Origin of the sequence: Fibrobacter sp. UWEL, assembly GCF_900142535.1 — a bacterium.
Taxonomy (GTDB): Bacteria; Fibrobacterota; Fibrobacteria; order Fibrobacterales; family Fibrobacteraceae; genus Fibrobacter.
Genome location: NZ_FRBE01000002.1, coordinates 136,244 through 154,169, shown reverse-complemented (window position 1 = coordinate 154,169; position 17,926 = coordinate 136,244). Strand labels below are relative to the sequence as shown.

Below are 17,926 nucleotides of genomic sequence, written 5' to 3'. Positions count from 1 at the left end.
GCAGATATATTTTTGTTGGAATTGCACGAAAATGCAGATATATGATTGAGGAAACGTCGCTTCCGTTTGACGGTATGTTGTTTTTTTTAACATTCCGTTACGCAGGCTGTGGTTATGGTGTAAATTGCAGTAATGACCTAGTTTATCGTGGTGTTTGCCCTGAAAATTGGCATTTGCCGAATGTGATTGAATGGAAAACTCTATTTGAGTCTATTGGCGGCGTTGATTCTGCTGGAATAAAGTTGAAAGCTCAAATAGAATGGAGTAAGTCTTCCAGGGGAAACGACTTATACGGCTTTGTTATATCTGGGAAGCGAAGGCGCTGTTTGATGATATGGAACTGAATACATCTTATAAGTACGGAGCCTTCTCCATCCGTTGCGTAAAAGACTAGTTGAAACAAATATTCAAGAGATGCCGATGTTCTGCCCCGGCATTTCTTTTATATATTCAATCTCATGAATAACTTTACCTTCTACAGTCCAACAGAATTTGTTTTTGGTCGTTCCACGGAATCTCAGGTGGGGGACCTTTGCCTTAAGCATGGCGCAAGCCGCGTGATGATTATTTACGGTGGCGGAAGCGTTGTTCGCTCCGGCCTGTTGGACAAAGTAAAGTCTGCGTTGACTGCCGCTGGAATTACCTTTACTGAAATGGGTGGCGTGCAGCCCAATCCCGTTGATACCAAGGTTCGTGAGGGCCTTGAAATTGCCCGTGAATTTAAGCCTGACTTTTTGCTGCCGGTGGGCGGCGGCTCCGTTATCGATACAGCCAAGGCTATGGCTGTGGGTTACTATTACGAAGGTGACTTCTGGGACCTTTTTGAGATGGTGAACTGCAAGAAGAAGGCGACGACATCTCGTGCGCTGCCTATTGGCGTGGTGCTCACCATTCCTGCTGCTGGTTCCGAAGGTTCCGGCAATTCAGTGATTACAAATACTGCCACCAAGGTGAAGGTGGGTATCCGCTATCCCATGATTCTTCGCCCGAAGTTTGCGGTAATGAATCCGGAGCTGACCATGACCTTGCCGGAATGGCAGACGGCCAGCGGTGTTAGCGATATGATGGCCCACATTCTGGAACGTTACCTGAGTAATACTCTTGACGTGCAGATCGGCGACCGTCTTGCCGAAGGTATGCTTCTTGCCATTATGGAAAGTGCGGAAAAGCTCATTGCCAACCCGCAGGACTATGAAGCCCGCGCCAACATTATGTGGAGTGCTACCATCGCCCATAACGATACCTGCTCTTTGGGCCGCGTCGAAGACTGGAACAGCCACGCCATGGAACATGAAATTTCTGCAGAGTACGACGTTACCCACGGCGCCGGCCTTGCGGTGATTTTCCCGGCATTCCTGCAGTACGGTGCAAAGCACAATCCTCACAAGATTGCCCAGCTGGGTCATCGCGTTCTTGGAATTGCCGACTCCGGCGACGCATCTGCTGATGCAATGGCTGCCGCACTTGCCCTTAAGACTTGGCTCCACGACAAGCTCCATATGCCTGTGACGTTCGAACAGCTGGGTGTTGCAAATCCCAACCTGGAACTTCTCAACGAACGTCTCCATAATTTGAAGGGAGCTGTTCTCCACGGCTATATGGATCTGGATGCCGCTGCCACTATGGAAATTTACAAGCTGGCTTTGTAAATTTTTAGTAAATGAATTTTGTAAAGTTTCGTTACAAGATCGTAGAGAAAACGAAGTAGCGAAAAAATAAGATTTTTGTCCTAGGGATCTCGTGACGGATGTCACGTACTGGTATTGAAAGACCTCAATTAAAGGCCTATATTTTGTCTGTGTTTATGGATATAGGCTTCACGAAATGATAAGAACTGCTTTTTTGGTTCTCGTTCTTTCCGTACTGTCTTTTGCGAATGGCGGATTGGACTCTGCGTTGACTCGACTGTGTTCTAGTCGTGAGTCGTTGAATTTGTGCCGCGATAGGCTTGATAGTGTTCCTCTTGAACAATTGATGAAGTATCTTAAACTTTTGGATGAAACCGATAATCTCAGGTTTACAGAGCAGGAAGTATTTGATACCGTATATACAGCCGTAGTAGAAAATCCAGGATGTATGGATAAATGGAACGAGGAATTAGATAAATACAAAAAGGAAATTTACACCAAGAAAAATGCGGCGGGTGTAAATCGCTTTTTGGGTATTTCTGTTTATAGCTACTATTCGGAGAATAAATGCGATCTTTCCTCCAGAGGAAAGGATCTAGAGGATAGTCTGTCTAAGTGTTACAATATGGTGTATGAATTTGTTGAAAACAAACGGAATACGGAATGCTTAGAGAAAAGAAACATGAACGTGAAAAATGTAAGGGATGTGGCTGTTTATCCCTTCCGTTCTCTTGTAGCAAAGGCTCGTGATTATTTGATGAGTTTTCATTGGACTGGAATGAACGAGGAATGGCTGGAAAATATTGAACTGGTCAGTCGATATGAACCCATCAAGTTTGAAATTTCCGACTATCTTCGGGATGGTAAGAATGTTCCTGTAGACTGGGCGGTGGCATCCTGCCTAATGAAATTTGGATATAGCAACCAGACTAAGGAAGCTCTTCAGCTAAATCTTCCTTCTTGTAAGGATCTTCTTACCCAGTTTAAGCGCGATTGCCGTTACGAGGGGGAGGAAATTAGTCGCTCCATTTACTTAAACAATAATGATGTGGTTGAAAGCTACGTTTGCTCAGGCGGCGTTTTTATACGAAACTAAAATTTTTCTATCTTGGCTCCTGTAAATAATTACAGGAGTTTTTTATGTCCGTTTATGTAATGGTGAATGGTATCCCGGGTAACATGGGTAAGATCGTTGCAGAGACCTGCGTTAAGCGCGGCCTGGAACTTGTCCCGTATTCTCTCACTGGCGAAATCATTGTTGAAAATGAATCTGAAGTGGCCGGCAAGACCATCCAGCTTTTGAAGCCTAGCAATCGTGAAGCTCGCATCGGTGAAGTTTTGGAAAAGTACCCGAACCTCATCTGCGTGGACTACACTCATCCTACTGCAGTAAACGACAACGCCGCTTTCTACGTAAAGCACAAGATTCCTTTCGTGATGGGCACCACCGGTGGTGACCGCGACGCCCTGCTGAAGCTGGTGGCCGATGCAAACCATCCCAGCGTGATTGCTCCCAACATGAGCAAGCAGATTGTTGCTTTCCAGACCATGATCGAATGGCTGGCTAACGAGTTCCCCACCGCATTCAGCGGCTACAAGCTTTCTGTGGTTGAAAGCCACCAGAAGACCAAGGCTGACACCAGCGGTACTGCCCGTGCAGTGGTTGGTTCCTTCCAGAAGATGGGCTTCACTTATACTCCGGACGATATCGAGAAGGTTCGTGACGAAAAGAGCCAGATGGAACGTATGCACGTACCCGAAGAATACCTGGGCGGCCACGCATTCCACACCTACAACCTGGACAGCGAAGACGGCACCGTTCACTTCGAATTCCAGCACAATGTTTGCGGCCGTAAGATTTACGCCGAAGGTACTGTGGACGCCGTGAACTTCCTGGCTGAACAGCTGGCCAACGGCACTGCAAAGCCCTTCAACATGATGGACGTTCTCCGCTCCGGTAAGATGAGGTAATGCGTTCCTATATCCTTAGACGTTTGCTGCTAATGATCCCGACTCTCATCGGGATTTCATTGGTGTGCTTTATCCTGATTCAGCTGTTGCCTGGTGGCCCCGTGGAAGAAATGATTTCCCGCGCCCAGGCCGCTGCCGCCATGAAGGGTGGGGTAGATGCGTCTAAGGCTCTATCTCCCGATCAGATTGCTCAGATTCAGGCCTACTTCGGTTTTGACAAGCCTGCCTGGCAGCGCTATCTGACTTGGCTTTGGAACGTGCTCCACCTGGACTTTGGTTCCAGCTATACCTACGGCCTTCCCGTGTGGGACGTCATCTCCAGTCGTTTCCCCATTTCCTTGTTCTTCGGGTTTACCTCTTTCTTCCTGAGCTATCTAGTCTGTATCCCTCTTGGACTCTGGAAGGCGGTTCACCACGGCAGCAAGATGGATTCCTTTACGTCTGGTGCCATCTTCTCGGGCTATGTGATGCCTGGTTATGCGCTTGGTATTTTGCTAATCATTTTCCTCGCTGGCGGATCTTATCTGGATATCTTCCCCTTAGGAGGTTTGACCTCCGACGACTTCGAGGATTTCAGCTTCTTCGAGAAGATTGGGGATTTGGCTCATCACCTGGTGCTGCCTATCTTCTGCTATATGATCGGGGAGTTTGCCTTCCTGACCTTCCTCATGAAGAACTCCGCTTTGGAGGAATTGGGTAGAGATTATATGCGCACCGCACTTGCCAAGGGCTTGAGTTTTAGAAAAGCTCTGGTTCGTCACGCCTTACGTAACGCCCTGATTCCCATTGCTACACGTCTGTCCGAAATCTGTACCTTGATGTTTGCGGGGGCCCTTCTCATCGAGAAGGTCTTCGATATTGATGGCATGGGCTTGCTCTATTACAACTCCATGGTGAACCGCGACTACAACGTGGTCATGGGTGTCATCTTCCTCAGCAGCCTGATGGCCATGGTGGGGCGCCTGTTCAGTGACATTCTTTATACCGTAGTGGATCCGCGAATCAAGTTCTCCTAAAAAGTGAATGATTAAGAATGAAAATATGACGCAAAACAAATAAATCATTTTTCATCATTCATATTTCATTCTTCATTTTATATATATTGCTTCACATGAATAACGATATGATTTCTCCTGCTGTTAAAGATTTCTTGCTCTCTCATGGCTATGATGCCGATTTTGAAGTTTCCAATATTGCCGGTGCCGGTTCGGGCCGCAAGTATTATCGAATCGCAAGTGGTGACCGCTCCTGCGTTCTCCAGGTTTCTGCTTCAGTAGATGATGATTTTAAGCGTTTTGTTGATTATTCCGTTGCCTTTAAGGACTTCGGTTTGCCGGTCCCCAGTGTCTATTTCGTAGACGAAGAGTCCGCTTCCGTCCTTCAGGAAGACCTGGGCGCTCACAACGTGCTGGACGAAGTTCGTCCTTCTGGTCAGGGCAAGTCCGGCAATGTCCGTATTCTTTATCCTGTGATTATTGACGCCTTGATCAAGTGGCAGGAAGTTTCCCGCTCCCTGTTCAGTGCTCGTTCTGACTTGTGGCTCCGTCGTTTTGACTTTGCTGCCCTCAAGTGGGAAACCGATTACTTCACGGAACATTACCTGATGGGCCATAAGGGCATTACAGAAATTCCGGAGTCTGTCCGCAATTGCTACTCCATGTTGGCCTTGACCGTGGACGCACAGCCCAAGGTGCTGATGCATCGCGACTTCCAGAGCCAGAATATTATGGTGAAGCCGGATTCCGATATTGCTTTCGTGGACTATCAGGGCGCCCGTCGTGGTTCCATGTTCTACGATTTGGCTAGCCTCCTGTGGGATCCGTATGTAGGTCTCTCTCTGACTGAAATTCAGGATTTCTTTGAATACTGGCGAACCTCTTTCCGCGAAACCAAGACTTACACTAAGGAAGACGCTTGGGAAGCATTTATCCATGCAAGTCTCCAGCGCGTGATGCAGGCCATGGGCGCTTATTGCAAGCTTTCCAAGGTGAATGGCATCCAGAAGTTCGAGCAGTACATCGAACCGGGTAAGGCTCAGCTTCGTGTCCTGTTTGGTGAATTCAAGAAGATTGCCAAGGTGACTAGCCCGGAAGTCTTTGAATTCATGGAAAAGGCTTTGGCATAGATTATTTGAAATAGGCTGCGGTATTTTACTGCAGCCTGTCTTGTTTGCTAATCATCGGGTGGGTTAGAAGGACGCTAGGTGATTATGGCTTTAGTTTATACGAAATTATATACGAGTAGTGAAACCTTTGGACGTGCCATTGGCTTTGCCTACGATGCCTTGGTTCATGGGCCTTGTAAGTTTGATGCCAACGCTACGTGGAAAGGGGTGGTGGAACGTGTAAAACAGGGTGTGTATATGGGTGAGGGCTTGTTGTTGCCCCACACTCGCGTGCCGGGACTTGCAGAACCCTTGATGGCTTTTGTGGTTTGTCCCGAAGGCTTGACCGATATCGAAATCCGCGGTGGCGAGAAGGCTCAGTTTATGTGCTTGCTTTTGTCTCCTGCGGAATCTGCCATGGCTCATACCACGGTAATCGCCAGCATGGCCAAGAAAATGCTGGATCCCGAATGGAAGGCAAAAGCTCTGGCGGTCAAGAGTGACGAGGAAATCAAGGCTCTATTTGAGTAAGCCGGATCCATAATCCAGTGTTTAAAAGGACTTCGCGATGGCGAGGTCTTTTTTTTATGGAAATTTGAATCAACCTCTTGAATTTTTATAAAGATTCTTCTAGATTAATAGTTGAACAATTATTCAACTCTTTAATTGTTGACGTTATCCTGAGCAAGCGAAGCGCGTCGAAGGATTTAGTAAGTGAGGTAATATGGTAGAAAAGGAAATGGAATTCGAAGGATCAGACTGCAGCACTATTCATGAAGAAGTGGTGAATGCGATTCGTCCTATGCTACCTGAAGATGAATCTCTTATGGATCTGGCTGATACCTTCAAGATTTTCAGTGATTTTACCCGCGTCAAGATTCTTTGTGCCCTAATGCGTGCCGAGGAACATATGGTTGATCATAAGGACCACGGCTACGAATGCCGTCCGGAAATGTGTGTCAGTGATATTTCTGTACTGTTGAATATGACAAAGTCTTCCATCTCTCACCAGCTACGAATCCTTAAACAGTCCAATCTGGTGAAGTATCGCAAGGAAGGTAGCGTGGTTTATTATTCCTTAGCCGATGAACATGTAAAGACCATTTTCAATCAGGGCATGGCCCATGTGTTAGAATGATGCAGGGGGCTTCCGCCCCCTGGACCCCCTGCTCAAAACTTGCGTTGCAAGTATTTGAGGATTAGGGGAGCCACCCCTAAAAACCCCCTGGAAGCTTTGAATGAATTAAAGGACGATTTCTTTTTTTTAAAGTTGAAGAATTGCTCAACTATTGGATTTGAAAAAAGGATAAATTATGGAATACATAACAACATTTCTTTCTGCGTTAGTGGAACTGTTTGCGGAAATGGCTCCCTTCCTGCTCTTGGGTTTCTTGCTGGCAGGTATTCTGCATGTTTGGGTGCCTCGCTCCCTGTACGTGCCCAAGATTAGCAAGCCTAACTTTAAGTCGGTGCTGCTTTCTGCGCTGTTTGGCATTCCGCTGCCCATTTGCAGTTGCGGCGTGATTCCTACGGCGGTTGCCTTACGCAAGGAAGGTGCTAGCAAGGGCGCAAGCGTCAGCTTCCTGATTTCTACGCCGGCTACAGGTGTGGATTCCATTCTGGCTACATACTCCCTGCTGGGTTTGCCCTTTGCAATTCTTCGCCCAGTGGCAGCTTTTGTTTCGTCCATGTTTGGTGGGCTGCTTACAAATATTGTGACCCGCGGCGAAAAGGAAGAAGATCTTTCTAAGATTGAAGTTCCTAAGGAAAGTTGCTGTTGCGGTGGTTGCGACGACGACCACGATGATCATGAGGAACATGAAGAACATGAAGAACATGGTTGCTGCTGCTGTCATGAACATGAAGAATCTCACGAAGAAGAACACAAGTGTTGTTGCTGCGGTCATGACGATGAATCTGAACACAATGACGGTTTCGTGGGTAAGTTGAAGGATACCTTCAAGTATGGCTTCGGCGACTTGCTTCCCGAAATTACCCGCTGGTTGTTGATCGGCTTGGTATTGGGCGCCTTGATTGCGGCATTCGTTCCCAATGAACTGTTCATGTCCATTCGCGAATACCCCATTCTCTGCATGTTCGCTATGCTGTTGATTTCCATGCCCATGTACACCTGCTCTACAGGCTCTATCCCGCTGGCTTTGGCTCTTATGGCAAAGGGGTTGCCTCCTGGTGCCGCACTGGTGTTACTGATGGCTGGTCCTGCAACTAGCATCGCCTCCATGGTGGTGGTGGGTAAGACCTTTGGCAAGCGCACTCTGGTAGCTTACCTGTTCAGCATCGCTGCGGGAGCTTTCTTCTTTGGCTGGGTGGTGGACACCTTTATGATGGATACCTTCCTCAGTTCCATTACCATGAAGGGAATGGCTTGTCACGGTGATGGTTTAAGCTGGTTCGATTACGGTTGTGTAGCCGTTCTCGCGGTGTTAATTACCACTGGATTGATCCGAAGCCGTAAGCTCTAAATCCTTCGTAGTCCCCGAAGAAACGGGAATATCCTGCGCGAATACTCATCCAATGGAAGGGATAGAATTCCAGCTTACCGCCAACTTCATAGTACCTGAATGTGGTTTCATCATTCAGGTATTTTTTGTCGATGGCGCTTTCCGGAGTATGAATATCCGATAGATTTCCACCGAAAGCAGTATCCTTGGCCACAGCGCTTGCAAGCACGGTGCCGCGAATCAAAGCATCCTTCAGGAAACCGGATTCTACCTTATAGGTGCCATTGATTTCCGTATAAATTTCTTGACTGTTGGGGCCTAAATCCGTACCCATACTCTGGGCGTAGCTCACGTAGGTATAGGCACCGCCTTTGTGATGGGTATATACCCAGGGCTCCACGCGGGTGTATTCGCCGTACCAGTTCCAGAGCGTCTTGCCTAGGCGCAGGCTATCACGAGCGACGCCAATAGAGGCGGCCCATTTATTGCCCCACCAGGTATCGTCAAACATGGACGTGGGGGACTTCATGTCGTCCCAAAGCAGCTCTCCGTAAAATTCCCAGTGGGGAATTGTCTTGACGCTCAAGTCAAATGCCAGACCTATGTTGTCCTGATCGCCCTGCAAGTGTTCCTGGAAAACGTAGGGAACAAAGGGAATCATGTAGGCCCATTCGAAATCGCGGCCGCTGCTGTCTGCGTCCAGATTGGGATTGGTTCCTGCGGCTTCGGTGGTGGTGCCGTAAAGGGCTGTTTCAGAAAGCCCCAGGGTAATGTTCTTAGGCAGGTTCAGGTCCAGACGATGGACGTGAAGATACTTGCCTGCGCCTTTCTTTTCGAAAAGCTTCATTCCGTACTGGGAATATACTACGGGGCCAATTTCAAACTGATAGCCAAAATAGGGGGTGGGTGCGGCGTCGGGAATACGGCTGCTGGAATCCTGCCAGGGGCGGTAAATGTCCTGTTCCCCGCGAAGAATGACGTGGTTACGGCGGGCGGGACCCATGTCTAGATAATCAAATCCGGCCATTAGCTTCACGGGAGAAAGCTGGTAGCTGGCATGTGCCGCAAACAAGTCCCAGGTGCGCTTGGTATCGCTCTGCTTGTTGTAGGGAATACCTTCGTTGGGATTGTAGAAGTGATCCGCAATGTCACGATTGGTAAAGTCGGTGCTGACCTTCACTCGGGCGGCAAACTGGAAGGCGTCCGTAAAGTGTCCGTCCAGAAACAGGCGGACCGACATGGAGTTGTCGTAATGCGTGGGGGCGTTGTCCAGATTGGTAATGGCCAGAGAGTCCAGCAGCTGCCCGCGGATATTCACCTCATAGTTGCGGGACGTGTCCTGCAGCGTAATGTGGGCTGGACCTTGAAAGTCCGGATGTGCAAGGGCGATGGATGCGAGAGTTAAAAGAGCTGCTGCGATTCTCATGAGAGAGCCTCCTTCAACAAGGCGAAATGATGGCGGAAGTATTCCCGTTTCTGTTTGGCGTTTGCCCCCACGAAACAGCGGGGCAGGACACTTCCCATACGGACAAGACTGCGGGTAATGCGGAAGGCTTTTGAAAGCAGAAGACCGCGGATGCCGAAGTGCTTGCGGAATACATATTGCTGGGAACGGTCATGCTGTAAAGCGCGGCTCAGGCTGTTGCTTGCGGAACCGCCGCCCAAGTGGGTGATGACACTTTCCTGGCTAATGAAGAAGCGGGCGCCCAATGCACGGAGACGTAAGGCCAAGTCCCCATCTTCGTAGTACATAAAGATCTTTTCGTCGAAACCGCCGGCGGCTTCCCAAAGTTTGCGGGAAAGGATCCAGCAGACGGCACTGGTCCAGCGGGTTTCCAGAAGCGTGGCGCTGTTCTCGCTGGCATCTTCTGCGCAGTTCTCTGAAGAAGCCTGCTCGATTGCCTCGATGGTAACGGGCTGGGGCGTTCCTTCCAGGACTCTGGCTGCACCGCCTTCCCCGCGGAAAGCGTTGAGGAAAAACTGCAGGGAGCCGATACCATCGGGACCAAGACCTGCGAAGAAATTGTTTTGCCTGCTGCCATCCGCATTTAAGGTGGTGGGGGCTACGACTCCGCCCGCTTTATCAAGATCTTCACGCAATTTCACGATGGCGCATGCATCAAAACGGGTGTCGTTATTCAGGAGGCAGACTGCGTCAAATTCGATTCCGTCCGCAATGAGCCCGCGAATAGCGCCGTTGTTGGCCGCGCCAAACCCCAGGTTCCCTGCCTGCGGGTAAACGTGAACCCAAGGGAACTGCTGGCGGATTTTTTCTACAGTTCCGTCCGAACTGCCATTATCTGCGACGGCCACGACGAACGGACCATCAGTCAATCCGGATAAATCTTTCAGGCAGGCTTCTGTTAGAGCCCACCCGTTGTAGGTGACCAGAATAATGGCGGTCTTCTTTTCCATTAGGACTTCCCAAAAAGTTTCTTGGCCAGAGGTAGTCCAAAGGCACTAAAAAGTACTTGCTTCAACCGTGTAGCGGGGGAAGTCTTTAAGAAAAGATTGTCTCGATTGGCGATGACCCAGGGCAAGTCTCGGAGGGCTGTTGCGCAATTCATTTTTCGTTTGGTCCAGGCCAAGTGTTTTTTCGCAAAGGAGATTTCTGCGTCCGTCAGCTTCAATCGGCTGGCGTTATCTAGGATGGTTTCATTCCAGGAAATGGCTGTGGCCAGAGTTTTGCTCATGCAGGGCGTTGCCACTCCGCCAACGGCATTGTTTCCGTGAATGCGATATTTGGCGACCACCTGGTCAATGGCTTTTATGCCACCATTCTTGACTGCCATCATGGCGATCCAGCGATCGTGTACTGTGACACCTTCAGGAATGGGGAGGATGTCCTGGAGCAATTCCGCCTTGAACAGGGAAATCATACCGGTCACATTGTTGATGCCTGCCACCTGTCGATTGATGTTGGTGTCCTTGCTAATATGGGCTAGAGCTCGCCAGGAGTCGGCGGTTTTCTTGCCTTCTCCGTCAATAATCTGAGCGTCGCCAAATGCCAGGGCGCTTTCACAGATGCCTTTCAGCAACAATTCGTTCTTATTCGGTTCCCAGATGTCGTCCTGATCGGCCAGGGCGATGTAGTCTCCCGGTTCCACAAACTGGCTGGCGTATTCAAGTGCTTTTGAAAATGCAGCCCGATGGCCAGTATTGCTTGTGTTTTTATAAAAGTGCAGGGGAAGAACTTCTGCGAAACTCTCCACAATACTGCAGGTGTTGTCGGAGGAGGCGTCATCCAAAATCGTGACAGATTTGGAGGGAACGGTCTGACACGCAATGGACTGGAGCATTTCTTTGAGAAAGCGCTCGCCATTATAAGTACATAGGACTACGTGTACAGAATTCATAGCCCCAATATATAAATTATGCTGAATTAGATCTGGGCGAAGATGTCCAAAACCTGCTGTTGGAACTCGTTGTCCCTACGGCCTGTAAATAAATACTTGCGTACCTGTTCCAGCTGCTCCAGGTTCCAGGAACTGGCCATATCCAAAATCTTCTGGGCGGCGTCCTGGGCATTGCCTGGCTGGTAGGTCATCCATTCCGGAAGCTTGTAATCCTGGATGTATTCCTCGTTGGCCGCAAGGACGGGAATGCCGCACTGCAATGCTTCGAATAGAACCATGGGGCCGCTTTCGAACTTGGAGGGAATAAGCAGAATGTCGGTCTGGTGGGCCAGCTGGTTTTGAACTTCGTTTTTTGTAGCCCAGCTGGTGAATATCATACGGTCGGAAACGTTCTTGCTCTGGGCTAGTTCTTTTAGTTTGTCTGCATCGGGACCTTGACCGATAATATGGAATCGAACGTCGGTCTTGTCTTTCAGGAGACTTGCTATTTCGGGAATAATCTCCTGGCCTTTCTGCCCGAAGTAAAGTCTACCGATGGTGGCCACCTGTTTCAAGATCTTGGGCTTTTTCGGGGGAAGATCTTCCTGGTAGGTCAGCGGGTTGGGTAACTGGAATACAACCGTTTCCGGCTGGATAAACCTGCGAAGAAGTCGTTCCTGGTAGGGCGTATTCACAATCCACTTGGAAATCTTCGGGTAGACTCTCAAAGCCAACTTGTCCCTCAGGGAACCTAGGGTAGCCAGGGATTCCTTCTGGGTAAAGGCCATGGGGTAGTAGGAAATAATTTCCAGCTTAAGCTTTCGGGCTGCCACCACCGCAGGAATACACCGCTCTATGTTTCCCGGACAGATAATCAGCTGCTTAAAGTGATCGCTTCCTGCTCCATGTTTCTGCAAGATTCTTCTGGCTTTTCCCGCCTTTCGGGAAAGTCGATCCCTCACAATAGGGAAGGGCCCTTGGGAATGGAAGGGAAGGGGAATGCGCTCCACGCTGGGGCTCAGTTCACGATCGAACTTCTCTGCGGCAAAGAAAAAATGCACCTGATAGCTTTGTGCCAGGATATTGGCAATGCGGGCTGCGAGAATTTCCTGGCCGCCCCATTCTGGCGCATCGCTGTAAAAGTAGAGGTGCTTGTTCATAGCCCACAATATAAAAAATGGATTTTTTTATTATTGAACTTGTGAAGAAAATCCTTTTTGTTTGCGATAAGAATGAGTGTACCAGCTTTGGTCGCCTGACCTTGAACTTGATCAAGGCCGTAACTCCCGAGTTCGAGGCCCATGTGCTGTGGCTTAAGACCCCGAAGTTCTTCCCGGATGCGGAAAAATCTGCCCAGGGTGCCGCCTCGGTGGTTTCGCCCGATTCCTATACCTCTCACGAAGTGTGGGGCAAGTCCCTCTACACGGGCTTTTTCTCCTTCCGCAGCCCCCTGAAGAAGGTGGTGAAGGACGTGCAGCCGGATGTGGTTTTCTTCATTCGACCGGAATTGGGCTTTCTGGTGCCGGTGGCAAAATCCGCCTTGAAATCCTGCAAGAACAACGGCCGCACGGTGATGTTCGTTCACGATACCTTTGCGGAAACCTTGTACCCTACCAGTCCCAAGTTCATTCTGCTTAATTTGTTCTATATCCGCAGTTGCGTATCCGCCAGTACTTTTGTGTATAACTCCGGATGGACTCGTGAAGAGGCTGCAAAACATTTCGGTCCCAAGATGTCCAACGCTCCTGGTACCGTCATTGGCTGCCCCATCGATAGTGAACTGTTCAATAAGCCAGAAGTGGCAATCACCGCCGAGGATAAGAAAGCGTTCCGTCGCAAGAAGGGCATGCGGAACTTTACGGGCATGTGCGTCAACGTAAGTCTGGATGAACCTCGAAAGAATATCGACACGTACTTTGAAACCGCAAGACTGCGCCCGGATGTGGCTTTTGTCCGTGTGGGTAAGCTTTCGGAACGTCTCCGGGAAATCATCAACGTGAAGAAACTTTACAACGTGTTCCACTTTGAACGTCTGAACGCCGATGAATTGCGGGACCTTTACCGCCATGCCGACTTGATGGTTTATCCCTCCTTGCTGGAAGGCTTCGGTTTGCCTCCCATAGAGGCAATTGCCTGCGGCACTCCCGCGCTTTGCGCAGCAACCTCCGCTGTCAAGGAAAATCTGGATGGGGTCGCCCCCCTCATTGATCCGCCTACAGACGCAGAAGCCTACGCCAAGGTCATTGACCGCGTCATCTCCGGCGAGAACGTCCTAAACGAAGAAAAAGCAGCGGAACTCCTGCTCCACTGCTCGATGAAATCCTTTAAGGAACGCGTATTAAACGCTTTGTCCTAACGTCATCCTGGAGGGCCAAAGGCCCGATAGGATCCAAAAGGCTTGATTCTATCGCCTTCGGCTCCAAAATGACATAATAAAGTCGGCTCCAGAATGATGTTTATAAGTTGCTCCAGAATAAAACGAGATGTGTTCAATTCTGCAAATCTTAAAAGTGTCTTAAAATGACACTTTCTCGTTAATATATTTTTCTGCATAATAAGGAAAAAATAATGCAGAAAAAATCATATACGTACATTTTATTCAATAAGAAAAATGGATCCCTTTATGTAGGGGTAACTAGTGATTTAAAGAATAGGGTTACGCAGCATAAGGAAAAGGTGTTTGAAGGATTTACGAAAAAATACGGTATAGACAAGCTGGGTTATTATGAAGAACATACTGACATTCGCTTTGCGATAGAACGGGAAAAATCCTTGAAGAATCTTCTCAGAAGAAAGAAGATAGAATTGATTCATTCCATGAATCCAGAATGGCAGGATCTTTACTATCAGCTATAAAAAAGACCTCTCCAACGAGAGGTCTTAGATTCTATATCCGTATGTCATCTTGGAGGGCCAATGGCCCGATAGGATTCAAAAGACTTGATTCTATCGCCTTCGGCTCCAGAATGACGTTTGCTATTTCTTTTCCGTCCAGACCTTGATGAGGCTCTTGTTCTTGCGCAGGGCGAGCCACAGGGTAGGCCAGATGAGAATCAGGTCGCGGATCAGGCTGGTCCAGGCTTCTGCCTTGTCGTGAGCGTCGCCGTCTTCCAGTTCGAAGCAACCGCAGGTAATCCCCAGGTCGTTGCCCAATGCCCAAGACAGCGCGATAATAAAGCTCACGAACATCCAGAAAATGGCAAATGCACTCTCCTTCACGAAGGGAGTAACGATCATTGCCAGACCGAACCACAGTTCAAACTGCGGGTACACCAGGGCGAAAAAGTTGTTGACGAAATCCAGGTGCAGCGCAGAGAAGAACTGGTACTGTGCCACCAGAGTTGCAAACTGATGGGGATCCTGGATCTTGAAAATACTTGCGAAGATGAACATGCCGCCGATGCCCACGCGGAACAAGGTCTCGAGAGCGCGAACAGCGAAATCCTTATGAAGCTTGTAGGCGGGAACGCAAAGACCTGAGGCGATGATGATGGCGCCAACACCTACGTGTACGTTGTAGCGGTATGCCTTGGGCCACAAGTCGATAAGCCAGTCCTTGTCCGTTACGGTCAGGAAGGTTTCCGGGAAGGAAATTTCAGCAACGCCAAAAGCAACCAGGACGGATGCAATGAGCAGTAATACCAAGGAGCATGCAGTCTTTTTCGTAAACTTTTCCATGGGGGCTCCTTAAAGAATTTCCGCCGGCTTTTCCAGGATTTCCTGGCTGCCGATCCATTCGACGGATTTAGCGTCGTCCACACGGATGTTGTTGATAATTGCAAGTGCAATACAGAATGCGGCGATGCCCAGAAGCACGATCCAGTTCAGGGATTTTGCGTACTGGATGCACCAGTCCTTAGCGTTATTAAACCATACCTTAATCATAGGGTGGAAAATACAAAAAAAATTGTTCCCTTTTTTGCGAAAAAAGCAGTTTTTTGCGGTTTTGTGTATATATTAAAATTACGTTACAATTCTTTTGTTCGTGTTTGTGGATCAGTATGCAAAAAAGAACGTTCATTTTTAAGAATGAAGATGATTTTAGGAATAATCTAGAGGCGTTTAGCACTCTTTTGCCCATGATGTCTGAAAATGGGACCGTTCCTTCCGTATATTTTCAGATTTTTTCAACAATCCTTGATAAGGATCGGCTGACGCCCGTATGGAAAACCATTGAAAGTGTTTTTCCCGAGGCGGTCTGGTTTGGACATTCCACCAGCGGTAACATTGTGGACTGCGATGTGGCTCCCGAAATTTCCGTGGCTGCCACAGTTTTTGAAAAAAGTACTTCCCAGTTCGAGTTGCTGCAGTATGATCTGAAAAAACTCAGTGTGGAACAAATTGCATCTGATCTGGTGACCCGCGCCAATGGACAGCCCTGGGTGAAGGCCCTGGAAATGTACCATACCATTGCTGACTTTTCCACGACAAACTTTTGCAAGGGGATGAACCCTCTCCGTCCGGACATCCAGATGTTTGGCGGCATTGTCTGCTCCACGGATCTCTCCAGTTCCGATTCCTGCGTATTCTCTTCTGTGGGAGGCTTTTCCAAAAGTGGACTTCTGGTGATGCTTTTCGGTGGCGAAGATTTCTATGTGGAGTCCTTTAAGATTAGCGGATGGAAGCCCATTGGTCGAAACTTCCATGTGACAAGGGCCTCCGGGCGAACCCTGTATGAAATGGGTGGTGTCCCTGCTTATGAAATTTACCGCAAGTATCTGAATATCAATAACGATGAACACTTCTTTGAGAATGCTCTGGAATTTCCTGTTCTTTATGAACATAATGGAACTACCATCGTTCGAGCTCCTGCAGCCAGCAATCCCGATGGATCCTTGACCATGAGTTCCGACGTGGAAGTGGGCTCTATCATCAGACTCTCTTACGGTGAACCTCAGACTATTGTGGATTCCATTCGTCAGGAAAGTGACCGTATCAAGTCCTTTAATCCGGATACACTGCACATTTTCTCCTGCGCTGCCCGTAAGGCTTTCTGGGCGAGCCAGGAACCGACCTATGAAATATATCCCTTCAAGAATATTGCCGGCTGTACAGGCTTCTTCTCTCATGGTGAATTCCTGAGAGAAAAGGGACACTTGAATCAGCACAATATTACGCTAGTGATTGCGGCCATGCGCGAAGGCTACGGGAAGGGCCTGCAGGCTTCCGCCTACCAGAAGCAGGATAATACCGTGACCAAGCTGCCCTTGGCCGCCCGAATGGCAACCTTTATTCGAGAGACCTCTTTCGAATTGGAAGAAATTAACAGCAAGCTTCAGGTGTATAACCAGCAGCTGAAGGGAATTGCATCTACAGATTCCCTGACCGGGCTAGAAAATAGATTGTCCTTCGATAATCTGCTGAAAAAGATTGATTCTGATCGTAATCCGTCTGACTGGGTCATGCTCATGATAGACGTGAACGGCTTGAAGTACACCAACGATACTTTCGGTCATCTGGCAGGCGATGCCTTGATTGTGGCTGCCGCCCAGACCATTACAGATGCCTTTGGGGCCTCTGGACATTGTTTCCGTATTGGGGGCGATGAATTTGTAGTTCTTGCCGATGCCGGATTGGATAAGATGTACAAGCTTCAATGCAATTTGAAGAAGGGCATTGAGGAATACAACAAGACAGCCTTGTATCACTTGTCTGTGGCCGTAGGCGAAAGCCGATTGAAGAATGAATTTGGTGCTCGCAAGTCCATCAGTGACTGGAAAATGGATGCGGACTTGAATATGTATCGCGATAAGTCCGCGACTCATCATGCACGAGAAACCGGGGATAATCAAAACCTGAGGGAATTGGTATCCTGCTTGATTTCTATCGAAGAAGCAAAGGACGCTTACACCGCCCATCATTCGGACCGTGTGCAGGCGCTTTCCATCTTGTTCGCGAAGAAGCTTGGACTTTCCGATAGTACGGTTAAGCTGATTACAGATGCCGCCATCCTTCACGATATTGGCAAGGTGGGAATTAGCGATGCCATTCTTGGTAAGCCGGGCAAACTGACGGATGAGGAATTTGCTGTCATTAAGCAGCATCCTGTGATCGGTGCGAAAATCTTGATGCAGTCCAACTATACCCAGGAACTGGTGAACGTTGTGATGCATCATCATGAACGTTTCGATGGCCGCGGTTATCCGGAAGGATTGTCGGGCGAGGATATTCCTCTGGGCGCCCGCATTATTGCGGTGGCGGATTCCATTGACGCCATGACAAGTCGCCGCTGTTATCGTGACGCCATGTCCCTAGACTTCTGCCGTGAGGAAATCGAGAAGAATCTAGGCAAGATGTATGATCCTGCAATTGGCAAGATGGTGCTGGACATGTGGGGTGATGTGGCTGATGAACTGTTGCGACTCTTAAGCGGAGCCAGCAAGCAACATTAAAATTACAGAAATACAAAATCCCGACGGGTGAACC

General features: G+C 48.7%; 18 protein-coding genes. 12 read left to right on the top strand and 6 right to left on the bottom strand.

Annotation, left to right across the window (positions count from 1 at the left end; all coding sequences use genetic code 11):
• Positions 1 to 41 precede the first annotated feature (41 nt).
• The 9 genes from BUB59_RS15795 (at position 42) to BUB59_RS02100 (ending at position 8,186) form a co-directional block, all read left to right on the top strand.
• Complete coding sequence (locus tag BUB59_RS15795; protein ID WP_073225189.1) at positions 42 to 344, top strand: FISUMP domain-containing protein; 303 nt, start codon at positions 42 to 44, stop codon at positions 342 to 344.
• 114 nt (positions 345 to 458) lie between these two features.
• On the top strand, positions 459 to 1,649 hold the full coding sequence (locus BUB59_RS02135; RefSeq protein WP_073225187.1) for an iron-containing alcohol dehydrogenase: 1,191 nt from the start codon (positions 459 to 461) through the stop codon (positions 1,647 to 1,649).
• A gap of 343 nt (positions 1,650 to 1,992) precedes the next feature.
• Complete coding sequence (locus tag BUB59_RS02130) at positions 1,993 to 2,724, top strand: hypothetical protein (protein ID WP_143160185.1); 732 nt, start codon at positions 1,993 to 1,995, stop codon at positions 2,722 to 2,724.
• Between the two features lie 44 nt (positions 2,725 to 2,768).
• Entirely contained in the window at positions 2,769 to 3,599 is an 831-nt protein-coding gene (gene dapB, locus BUB59_RS02125) for a dihydrodipicolinate reductase (RefSeq protein ID WP_073225183.1), read from the top strand.
• The gene (locus tag BUB59_RS02120; RefSeq protein WP_073225182.1) at positions 3,599 to 4,615 is read left to right on the top strand and encodes an ABC transporter permease subunit; all 1,017 of its coding nucleotides are present in this window, start codon (positions 3,599 to 3,601) and stop codon (positions 4,613 to 4,615) included. The genes dapB and BUB59_RS02120 overlap by 1 nt, the downstream gene beginning before the upstream one ends.
• A gap of 95 nt (positions 4,616 to 4,710) precedes the next feature.
• On the top strand, positions 4,711 to 5,724 hold the full coding sequence (locus tag BUB59_RS02115; RefSeq protein ID WP_073225179.1) for an aminoglycoside phosphotransferase family protein: 1,014 nt from the start codon (positions 4,711 to 4,713) through the stop codon (positions 5,722 to 5,724).
• 84 nt (positions 5,725 to 5,808) lie between these two features.
• Entirely contained in the window at positions 5,809 to 6,234 is a 426-nt protein-coding gene (locus tag BUB59_RS02110; RefSeq protein ID WP_073225177.1) for a PTS sugar transporter subunit IIA, read from the top strand.
• A 193-nt stretch (positions 6,235 to 6,427) separates the two neighbouring features.
• Positions 6,428 to 6,841: an ArsR/SmtB family transcription factor gene (locus BUB59_RS02105; RefSeq protein WP_073225175.1), complete on the top strand. Its 414-nt coding sequence runs from the start codon at positions 6,428 to 6,430 to the stop codon at positions 6,839 to 6,841.
• 175 nt (positions 6,842 to 7,016) lie between these two features.
• On the top strand, positions 7,017 to 8,186 hold the full coding sequence (locus BUB59_RS02100; RefSeq protein ID WP_083540126.1) for an SO_0444 family Cu/Zn efflux transporter: 1,170 nt from the start codon (positions 7,017 to 7,019) through the stop codon (positions 8,184 to 8,186).
• Here the strand turns inward: BUB59_RS02100 and BUB59_RS02095 are convergent.
• Genes BUB59_RS02095 through BUB59_RS02080 form a run of 4 tightly spaced genes read right to left on the bottom strand, consistent with a single transcriptional unit; the run spans position 8,152 to position 12,660 of the window.
• A complete protein-coding gene (locus BUB59_RS02095) occupies positions 8,152 to 9,591 on the bottom strand; it encodes a hypothetical protein (protein WP_073225172.1) in 1,440 nt (479 codons plus the stop codon). The two genes, BUB59_RS02100 and BUB59_RS02095, sit on opposite strands and share 35 nt — an antisense overlap.
• Entirely contained in the window at positions 9,588 to 10,580 is a 993-nt protein-coding gene (locus tag BUB59_RS02090; RefSeq protein WP_073225170.1) for a glycosyltransferase family 2 protein, read from the bottom strand. Before BUB59_RS02090 ends, BUB59_RS02095 begins: the two co-directional genes overlap by 4 nt.
• Positions 10,580 to 11,521, bottom strand: coding sequence for a glycosyltransferase (locus BUB59_RS02085; RefSeq protein ID WP_073225167.1), 942 nt, complete (start codon positions 11,519 to 11,521; stop codon positions 10,580 to 10,582). Before BUB59_RS02085 ends, BUB59_RS02090 begins: the two co-directional genes overlap by 1 nt.
• A 26-nt stretch (positions 11,522 to 11,547) precedes the next feature.
• Positions 11,548 to 12,660, bottom strand: a complete 1,113-nt coding sequence (locus BUB59_RS02080) for a glycosyltransferase (RefSeq protein ID WP_073225166.1) — start codon at positions 12,658 to 12,660, stop codon at positions 11,548 to 11,550.
• A gap of 41 nt (positions 12,661 to 12,701) precedes the next feature.
• Between BUB59_RS02080 and BUB59_RS02075 the strand changes: the two genes are divergently transcribed.
• Together BUB59_RS02075 and BUB59_RS02070 are read left to right on the top strand one after the other, a co-directional pair.
• The gene (locus BUB59_RS02075; protein ID WP_159433309.1) at positions 12,702 to 13,856 is read left to right on the top strand and encodes a glycosyltransferase; all 1,155 of its coding nucleotides are present in this window, start codon (positions 12,702 to 12,704) and stop codon (positions 13,854 to 13,856) included.
• A gap of 212 nt (positions 13,857 to 14,068) precedes the next feature.
• Positions 14,069 to 14,356: a GIY-YIG nuclease family protein gene (locus tag BUB59_RS02070; protein ID WP_073225163.1), complete on the top strand. Its 288-nt coding sequence runs from the start codon at positions 14,069 to 14,071 to the stop codon at positions 14,354 to 14,356.
• Positions 14,357 to 14,476: 120 nt separating this feature from the next.
• On the opposite strand, the gene BUB59_RS02065 is transcribed toward BUB59_RS02070, so the two are convergent.
• Both BUB59_RS02065 and BUB59_RS02060 read right to left on the bottom strand, forming a co-directional pair.
• Complete coding sequence (locus BUB59_RS02065) at positions 14,477 to 15,178, bottom strand: MauE/DoxX family redox-associated membrane protein (RefSeq protein ID WP_073225161.1); 702 nt, start codon at positions 15,176 to 15,178, stop codon at positions 14,477 to 14,479.
• Between the two features lie 9 nt (positions 15,179 to 15,187).
• Complete coding sequence (locus BUB59_RS02060) at positions 15,188 to 15,385, bottom strand: hypothetical protein (RefSeq protein WP_073225159.1); 198 nt, start codon at positions 15,383 to 15,385, stop codon at positions 15,188 to 15,190.
• A 194-nt stretch (positions 15,386 to 15,579) separates the two neighbouring features.
• On the opposite strand from BUB59_RS02060, the gene BUB59_RS02055 reads away from it, so the two are divergent.
• Positions 15,580 to 17,892, top strand: coding sequence for an HD domain-containing phosphohydrolase (locus BUB59_RS02055; protein ID WP_143160184.1), 2,313 nt, complete (start codon positions 15,580 to 15,582; stop codon positions 17,890 to 17,892).
• Positions 17,893 to 17,926 lie beyond the last annotated feature (34 nt).

Bases quoted from the DNA above. Each gene is read 5' to 3' on its own strand.
- BUB59_RS15795 (WP_073225189.1), top strand. From the start codon at position 42: ATGATTGAGGAAACGTCGCTTCCGTTTGACGGTATGTTGTTTTTTTTA.
- BUB59_RS02135 (WP_073225187.1), top strand. From the start codon at position 459: ATGAATAACTTTACCTTCTACAGTCCAACAGAATTTGTTTTTGGTCGT.
- dapB (WP_073225183.1), top strand. From the start codon at position 2,769: ATGTCCGTTTATGTAATGGTGAATGGTATCCCGGGTAACATGGGTAAG.
- BUB59_RS02120 (WP_073225182.1), top strand. From the start codon at position 3,599: ATGCGTTCCTATATCCTTAGACGTTTGCTGCTAATGATCCCGACTCTC.
- BUB59_RS02115 (WP_073225179.1), top strand. From the start codon at position 4,711: ATGAATAACGATATGATTTCTCCTGCTGTTAAAGATTTCTTGCTCTCT.
- BUB59_RS02110 (WP_073225177.1), top strand. From the start codon at position 5,809: ATGGCTTTAGTTTATACGAAATTATATACGAGTAGTGAAACCTTTGGA.
- BUB59_RS02105 (WP_073225175.1), top strand. From the start codon at position 6,428: ATGGTAGAAAAGGAAATGGAATTCGAAGGATCAGACTGCAGCACTATT.
- BUB59_RS02100 (WP_083540126.1), top strand. From the start codon at position 7,017: ATGGAATACATAACAACATTTCTTTCTGCGTTAGTGGAACTGTTTGCG.
- BUB59_RS02095 (WP_073225172.1), bottom strand. From the start codon at position 9,591: ATGAGAATCGCAGCAGCTCTTTTAACTCTCGCATCCATCGCCCTTGCA.
- BUB59_RS02090 (WP_073225170.1), bottom strand. From the start codon at position 10,580: ATGGAAAAGAAGACCGCCATTATTCTGGTCACCTACAACGGGTGGGCT.
- BUB59_RS02085 (WP_073225167.1), bottom strand. From the start codon at position 11,521: ATGAATTCTGTACACGTAGTCCTATGTACTTATAATGGCGAGCGCTTT.
- BUB59_RS02080 (WP_073225166.1), bottom strand. From the start codon at position 12,660: ATGAACAAGCACCTCTACTTTTACAGCGATGCGCCAGAATGGGGCGGC.
- BUB59_RS02070 (WP_073225163.1), top strand. From the start codon at position 14,069: ATGCAGAAAAAATCATATACGTACATTTTATTCAATAAGAAAAATGGA.
- BUB59_RS02065 (WP_073225161.1), bottom strand. From the start codon at position 15,178: ATGGAAAAGTTTACGAAAAAGACTGCATGCTCCTTGGTATTACTGCTC.
- BUB59_RS02060 (WP_073225159.1), bottom strand. From the start codon at position 15,385: ATGATTAAGGTATGGTTTAATAACGCTAAGGACTGGTGCATCCAGTAC.
- BUB59_RS02055 (WP_143160184.1), top strand. From the start codon at position 15,580: ATGATGTCTGAAAATGGGACCGTTCCTTCCGTATATTTTCAGATTTTT.